Origin of the sequence: [Clostridium] aminophilum DSM 10710, from assembly GCF_000711825.1 — a bacterium.
Taxonomy (GTDB): Bacteria; Bacillota; Clostridia; order Lachnospirales; family Lachnospiraceae; genus Clostridium_R; species Clostridium_R aminophilum.
The window spans coordinates 127,334-135,092 of sequence record NZ_JONJ01000011.1; the positions used below are offsets into that span (position 1 = coordinate 127,334).

5 protein-coding genes and 2 tRNA genes are annotated in these 7,759 nt (G+C 52.0%); 5 read left to right on the plus strand and 2 right to left on the minus strand.

Annotated features, from left to right (window positions below; translation table 11 throughout):
* Window positions 1-18 precede the first annotated feature (18 nt).
* Window positions 19-100: transfer RNA gene (locus BR86_RS0109375), tRNA-Leu, on the minus strand.
* 270 nt (window positions 101-370) lie between these two features.
* Window positions 371-1,795 carry an alanine/glycine:cation symporter family protein gene (locus BR86_RS0109380; protein WP_031473317.1) on the minus strand — a complete coding sequence of 475 codons (1,425 nt, stop codon included), beginning with the start codon at window positions 1,793-1,795 and terminating at the stop codon, window positions 371-373.
* 364 nt (window positions 1,796-2,159) lie between these two features.
* Here BR86_RS0109380 and BR86_RS0109385 point away from each other — a divergent pair.
* From BR86_RS0109385 to BR86_RS0109405, 5 genes are all read left to right on the plus strand, one after another.
* Window positions 2,160-2,232, plus strand: a tRNA-Thr gene (locus BR86_RS0109385).
* A gap of 338 nt (window positions 2,233-2,570) precedes the next feature.
* A complete protein-coding gene (locus BR86_RS0109390; protein WP_031473319.1) occupies window positions 2,571-2,816 on the plus strand; it encodes a (2Fe-2S) ferredoxin domain-containing protein in 246 nt (81 codons plus the stop codon).
* Between the two features lie 74 nt (window positions 2,817-2,890).
* Window positions 2,891-4,615, plus strand: a complete 1,725-nt coding sequence (locus tag BR86_RS0109395; RefSeq protein WP_031473321.1) for a [Fe-Fe] hydrogenase large subunit C-terminal domain-containing protein — start codon at window positions 2,891-2,893, stop codon at window positions 4,613-4,615.
* A gap of 1 nt (window position 4,616) precedes the next feature.
* On the plus strand, window positions 4,617-5,798 hold the full coding sequence (locus BR86_RS0109400) for a PP2C family protein-serine/threonine phosphatase (protein WP_031473323.1): 1,182 nt from the start codon (window positions 4,617-4,619) through the stop codon (window positions 5,796-5,798).
* A gap of 29 nt (window positions 5,799-5,827) precedes the next feature.
* Window positions 5,828-7,288: a 4Fe-4S dicluster domain-containing protein gene (locus BR86_RS0109405; RefSeq protein ID WP_031473325.1), complete on the plus strand. Its 1,461-nt coding sequence runs from the start codon at window positions 5,828-5,830 to the stop codon at window positions 7,286-7,288.
* Window positions 7,289-7,759 lie beyond the last annotated feature (471 nt).

Here is a 7,759-nt window from a genome sequence, read left to right on the forward strand (position 1 = left end):
TCTTTGTTTTTCATACAGTGCGGCCAATGGGACTTGAACCCATACATCGTGAGATACAGGAACCTAAATCCTGCGTGTCTGCCAATTCCACCATGGCCGCGCGATACGAAGATTATTATAAGGGATAGGGCGAAGGAAAACAAGAAAAAAAGACCGTCAGGGAATCTGGGAGTTCTCTGGCGGTTTTGGTTAGCGGAGCATTTTGCGACGCATATTTCACCTTGCGGTTATGCCGCTCTGGTGAAATAGCGTGCTGAGGCTGGTTCTTTCCAGCTTGGTGTGTATCCTGCAAAACTGACTGGCGAGATATTTCCGGACCGGACAGTTTTGCAGAATCGGGTTGTGCTGTGGTTGCGCATCGGATTTCAGATCAGATATACATTTCATCTTCCCAGCAGTCGGTCTTTCCTTTCAGACCTACGGAAGAAGCATGGAATACCGGATTCTTTCCTTCTGCTTTCTGCTGAAGATAATCTTTCTCCGCACGGAAAGCGACGCGATGAAGGATGAAGATAACCGGAAGGTTGATGATCGCCATGATTCCCATCAGGATGTCCGCAACGTTCCATGCGAGGTCCATCTGTGCAATTGCACCGAAGAATACAAGGAGTGTGCAGACGATGCGGAAGCCTTTGATAAAGGTCTGGCTCGGAACACCCTTATGAATGTAGTTCAGAAGATTTCCTGTGTAATAGTAGTTTCCGATCAGGGTTGTGAATGCAAACAGAATCATGGAAACTGTGATGAAGACCGGACCGAAGGTGCCGAGAGTGGACTGAAGAGCAGCCTGAACGTACGGCGCGCCGGCAAGATCCGCATTCGGAGCGATACCGGAGCACAGGCACATCATTGCGGTTGCGGTGCACAGAAGCAGTGTATCGATGAATACGGAGAGCATCTGAACGAGACCCTGCTTGACCGGATGGCTTACATCGGCAGCGGCAGCGGCGTTCGGTGCAGAACCGACACCGGCCTCGTTGGAATAGAGACCTCTCTTGATACCCATCATGACAGCGGATCCGGTGAAACCGCCGAAGATTGCCTGGAAGTCAAATGCTTCGGAGAAGATCTTTCCGAATACCATCGGAAGATTGCCGATGTTCATAAGAATTACAACAATGGAAACCAGAACGTAGAGAGCGCCCATGAACGGAACCAGAGCGGAGGTGGTGCTGATGATTCTCTTTCCGCCGCCCCAGAGGCAGAAACCGAACAGGCCTGCAAGGACGATTCCGATGATAACCGGCGAGATGCTCGGATCATAGAAAGAGTAGCCGCTGAATGTGGACTGGAGATTATACGCGCAGAGCATATTGAAACCGCCGGCATAGGTCAGCAGCATGCTGACTGCGAAGAGAAGCGCCAGCGGACGGCTGTGAAGTGCGGCTTCAATATAATAGGAAGGACCGCCGTAGAAGTTGCCTTCCGGGTCTTTCTTCTTATAGATCTGAGCAAGCGTACTCTCAACAAATGCGGAAGAACCGCCGATGATGGCGATAATCCACATCCAGAACACCGCACCGTAACCGCCGGTGCAGATCGCGGATGCGACACCGACGATGTTGCCGGTTCCGACACGGGAAGCGGTGGAAACCATCAGTGCCTGGAAGGAAGAAACAGAGCCTTCCTTGGACGGCTTTTCCATGATGACGCGGAGCGACTCGGCAAACATGCGGAGCTGAACAAATTTACTTGCAAAGGTAAAATAGATACCGGCTGCAAGAAGAATGATGATCAGCAGATAGGTGTACATGAAGCTGTCGATGTCGCCAGTGAGTTTGACAAGACTTTCCATACAGATATATCCCCCTTTTTTTCTGTTCGGACCGATTCCTTGCTTTGGACGATACCGTCGTCCAGGCTTTGCAGCCTGTCCCAGAACGATGGTATTCAGTGGTCCTTATAGCAGTTATGTTAACACAAGAATATCAAAATAGAAATGAAATTCATGAAAAAGAGACTGTTTAGGTTATAGGTAAAACGAATAACGCAAAGAGGGAATTTTTTGCACCCGGAAATGGCCATTTTTTCTTTGAAATATGCGGGTTTCAGGGATGTGTTTGGGAAAATGAGAAAATTGTGTAAAAAAAAGTTGTTGACATGTCTGAAATGCCGTGGTACTATATCTGAGGTTTCGCGAGAGACCTGAAACAAAATAAGCTGCTGTGGCTCAGTCGGTAGAGCGTCGCATTGGTAGTGCGGAGGTCACGGGTCCGATTCCCGTCAGCAGCTTGAATGATGTGAACCGCTCAGTCAGAAGGATTTTTCTTTTGGCTGAGCGGTTTTTCGTTATATAAACGCGGATGAAATTTCTTCGCGTTTCCCGGTGCAATAAATGGCAAAAAAGCCGCCGGGCGGCTGGAAAATATCGTTTTTGGGAGATCGGATAAAATATGATTACTTTTGTTATTTCTTTATCAGATTGTATGCCACAGGGTACATTTCCGGTCCGGAAAAGAATTGAATATAAATAGCGGTTATGCGATAATATGCACAATAAAGGAAACTGAGTAAGTGCGGCTTCTGGGCTGCATTTGCCGTATATAATGCACGAAAGTGAGGCATATTCTATGAAAGTATCGATCTGCATCGGCTCTGCCTGTCATCTGAAAGGATCCCGCGATGTCATCCGCATTCTTCAGGAGCTGGTTGCTTCCCACGGATTAGAGGGAAAGGTAAATCTTACCGGAGCCTTCTGCAGCGGAAACTGCCGCAAGGGGGTATGCGTGACCATCGATGATCAGCCGGAAATCTATAGCGTGAAGCCGGAGACAGCACAGGCGTTCTTTGAGGAACAGGTACTGACCAGAGTCTGAGAGCCGTTCGGAACGGTGCGGCCGTCCGGTCGTCTGCCGTGAGAAAACGGGGCCCTGCGATATGGAGGCGAAACATGGCGATTATTGATTTTAATGCGGCGGAGTGCCGGCACTGCTATCGATGCGTCAGAAGCTGCTGCGTCAATTCCATCGCGTTCCGCGACGGACATGCATTTGTTCTTCCGAACAGCTGTATTCTGTGCGGCGAGTGTCTGGTTCACTGTCCGCAGTCTGCCAAAAAGATGGCGAGTGATCTCGAAAAAGTGAAAGAGCTGATCCGGGACGGCCGAAAAGTGGTTCTGTCACTTGCGCCGTCGGCAATCGGTGTTTTCGGCGTCGGCAATTACCGCCGTGTAAAGACCGCGCTGAAAAAGCTTGGCTTTTCCGAAATTCGCAGCACGGCAGAGGGAGCGGCACTGGATACGATCGAATATGTAAGGCTTCTCCGGGAAGGCAGCATGAAAAACATCATTTCGACTGCCTGTCCTTCCGTGATCAACCTGATCGAAGTGCACTATCCGGATTTGATTCCGCAGCTTGCGCCGGTTAAGATTCCGTCCGGCATGCATGTTCATATGCTGCGTGACGAGTTTGGACCGGACGCCGTGATCGCGTTTATGGGATCGTGCGTGGCGGAGAAGGACCGAAGCCGCACGACCAGACCGGACTGTGTCCTGAGTTTTGAGGATTTCCGCCGGTGGATGGAAGATGAGAAGATTCGTCTGGAAGACTGCGAACCGGATGAGGGAAGCGATGAATATCTGGGGGCAAACCTCCGGTATTCGCTCAGCGGCGGGCTTCTCCGGGCAGTGCGAGCGGAGGAGGAAGCGAGAGGAATTACCGATCACTACCGCAAACTCTACGCGAGCAGTGTGGAGGACTGTAAGGAGATCTGCGAGGCCATCCAGTCCGGTGCGGTGAATAACTGTTTTATTGAAATGAATACATGCCATGGCGGATGCATCAACGGACCGGAGGCATCACGCAGAACCACCGGTTTCAAACTGAAGCTGGAGCTGGAAGAGGCGCTTCCGAAATATCCGGCCGACCGCGGCTGGCTGTCGGAGAAGATCGCAAAGTATCAGGCCGTCCGTGGATTCACGGATCGTTCCGTGAAGGAGAAAATGCCGACGGAGGAACAGATCCGGGAGATTCTGAGCGCAACCGGAAAAATGCATCCGGATCAGGAACTGAACTGCGGTGCGTGCGGTTACAGCAGCTGCCGTGCAAAAGCGATTGCGGTCTTCCAGGGAAAAGCGGAACTGGAAATGTGCATTCCGTATCTCCACAAGAGGGCAAGTTCCCTTGCGCATATGATTATGGAGACCACGCCGAATGCCATTCTGATTCTGGACGAGAATCTCCGCATTCTCGACTGTTCCGCTGCGGTCCAGAGTTTCTTCGGACTTCCGGCGGAAAAAATGTATCAGCACGTTTTGAGCGAGTTTATGGCGACCGGTGATGTACAGGAAGTGTTTGACAGCCATATCAGCGTTCAGGGAAAACGTGTGATGTATCCGGAGCGCAATCTGATCACGTTCCAGAATATTGCCTATGTTCCGGAGTCGGACTATGTCATTCTCACCATCATTGATGTAACGGCAGAAGAACAGCAGATGGAGAAAGAATATCAGAAGAGAAAAGAGACGATCGATCTGGCGCACAACGTCATCTATAAACAGATGCGCGTAGCGCAGCAGATTGCCGGCCTTCTCGGCGAGACGACTGCGGAAACACAGACGACCCTGACGAAACTCTGTTCCCTGTTTGAGACAGAACATGAAAGCGAGGTCCGCTGAAATGAGCATTACGGTCGATGTGTCGAAGCACAGTCTGAATAAACATTCGGAGTATCTCTGCGGCGATACGGTCGAGATGCTCAAAACAGAAAATTCCGATGTCATGATTCTGGCAGACGGTATGGGAAGCGGCGTACAGGCCAGCATTCTGTCCACCCTGACGGCGAAGATTCTCGGCTCCATGTTCGCGCAGGGAGCAAAGCTGGAGGAGTGTGTTGAGACGGTCGTGAACACGCTTCCGGTGGAAAAGGTCCGTCAGGTTGCATATTCCACATTTACCATTCTTCAGATTTTTAATAACGGTGAGGTTTATCTGGTTAACTATGACAATCCGCCGGTCATTTATCTGAAATCCGGTGTCCCGGCCGATCTCCCGGTCACCACGCGGGTGATCAGCGGGCAGAAGATCCGGGAATGCCGCTTCATGGTGGATAAGGGAGATACCCTGATTCTGGTCAGCGACGGAGTAACCCATGCCGGTACCGGGCGTGCGGCGTATCCGTTCGGCTGGCAGTGGAGACAGGCGGCAGCTTATGCTGCGGAAGTCTGCGGTCAGTCCGCCTCGGCGGTCCGCATTGCGGTTTCCCTTACCGACCGGTGCCGGGAACTCTATGAGGGAAATCCGGATGATGATACGACTGTTGTCTGCGTCCGGATCATCGAGGCCCAAAAGGTTCATATTATGACCGGACCGCCGCGGGATGCGGATATGGATCCGGTGATCACCAGAGATTTCATGTCGGAGCCGGATGCGAAAAAGATTGTTTCCGGCGGCACCACAGCGACGATCGTGTCGCGTGAGATCGGAAAACCGCTGACGATCTCGCTGGATTATATGGATCCGGATATTCCGCCGACGGCAAATATGGAAGGCGTGGACCTCGTGACGGAGGGAATTCTTACTCTCCGGAGAGTGGTGGAGCTTTTGGAAAAATACCGGAAGCTTGCGCTGCCCTCTGCCGCATTTTTTAGAGAGCTGGATCGGAAAAATGCAGCATCGGTCATGGCAAAAATGCTGATCGAGGAGTGCACGGACCTGACAATGTTTATCGGAACGGCAGTCAACAGTGCCTATCAGAACCCGGATCTGCCGATCGATCTGGGAATCCGTCAGGCTCTGACCAGGAGACTCGTGAATGCGATGCGTGGTCTCGGAAAAAGGGTCACGGTAAAATATTATTAATATAAGAAGTTCATTTCGGGAGAAATACAATGATTACAAATGACGCGACGATATTAAAATTCAAGCATAAGATTCTGCGGGAGGTCGCAAAGCTTGCGTGGGACGGAAAACTGGATGAGGAGAGAGATCTTCTTCCGTATCGACTGATTCCGGGCCCGAAGGCAAGCTACCGCTGCTGTATCTATAAGGAGAGAGAGATTGTTCGCCAGAGAATCCGTCTGGCGGAGGGAAAGTGTCCGAGTGACCGCGATACCACCAATGTGGTTCAGGTAATCAACGCGGCCTGCGAGGAGTGCCCGATCGCATCCTACACCGTTACGGATAACTGCCGCAAATGTATGGGCAAGGCATGTCAGAACTCCTGCCATTTCGGCGCCATCACCATGGAGGCGACCAGAGCCCACATTGACCCGGACAAGTGCCGTGAGTGCGGTATGTGCGCGAAAGCCTGCCCGTATAACGCCATTGCGCATCTGGAACGTCCGTGCAAGCAGGTCTGCCCGGCGGATGCCATCACCTACGATGAGTTTGGCGTCTGTGTGATCGATGAGAAGAAGTGTATCCAGTGCGGACACTGCATCCACAGCTGTCCGTTCGGCGCGATCGGTTCGAAGACCTTCATGGTAGACCTGATCCGACTGATCAACGCCGGCAAGAAAGTTGTCGCTATGATGGCGCCGGCAACCGAGGGTCAGTTCGGACCGGACATCACCTATTCCAGCTGGAGAACCGCACTGAAGAAGGTCGGTTTCCATGATATGTATGAGGTCGGACTCGGCGGCGATATGACGGCGTGGGCTGAGGCGGAGGAGTGGCTCGAGGCCATGAACGAGGGTAAGAAGATGACTACCTCCTGCTGTCCGGCGTTTGTCAATATGATTCGTCAGCATTATCCGGAGCTGATTGACAATGTTTCCACTTCCGTATCGCCGATGGTGGCACTGTCCCGTATGCTGAAGGCAAAGGATCCGGGCGTGACGACCGTGTTTATCGGTCCGTGCATCGCGAAGAAGAGCGAGGCGATGGATCTGAATATTCCGGGAAATGTGGACTACGCCCTTACCTATGGCGAAATCCGTGCCATGCTGAAGGCAAAAGACGTGGAACTTCTTCCGGAACCGAATGATACGCAGCAGGCGAGCCAGTTCGGAAAGCGTTTCGGACAGGTCGGCGTAGCCAGCGCGGTCATCGAGTGCATGAAGGAGATGGGCGAGAGCGGAGAGATTTCCGCCCTGCGCTGCAGCGGCGCGGCGGAGTGCAAGAAGGCGCTTCTCCTTATGAAGATGGGCAAGCTTCCGCAGCAGTTTGTGGAAGGAATGATCTGTGAGGGCGGATGCATCGCCGGACCGAGCTCCAACAAGACTCCGATGGAGGCAAAGAAGATCCGTGAGGCGATGATTGCCGAGGCAGATGACCGCACAGTAAAGGCGAACCTGGAAGATTATGATATGAATGCCTTCTCCATGCATTCCAAGAGAGTGATTCGCTGAGAAAGAAAAAACAGTACGGAGAACTCCGGAAAGAAATGAACATTCCGGATGTTTTTCGGACAGATAAATGCAGATTTTGTTATTGCGACAACAGGGGCGGCACAGAATTTCTGTGCCGCCCCTGTTGCGTTGTGCGCCTAGCGGCGCACGTTTCTAACGGGTTCAAGTCCCGAATCCACCCGGTAGTGGGAAGGATATAGCCGAAGGCAAGGGTGTCCGCCGCGAGGTGGAATCTGAAGGAAGCTGGATGTGGGGAACATACTAACCCACGGGCAAATCTCTGGTCTGACGTACAGAAATCTCATACGAGGTTATGCATGAGGGTAAGGCTGCAACACAAGTCGAAGCCCAATAACTACACGGAATCATGCATGATAAATGAGGCAGATGGATGGAGAGGAAGAAACGTGTGGTACCTAGGGAGGTCTGTGTGAAACGCTCTGAAAGGAGTAACCACCGTACAAGGAAACG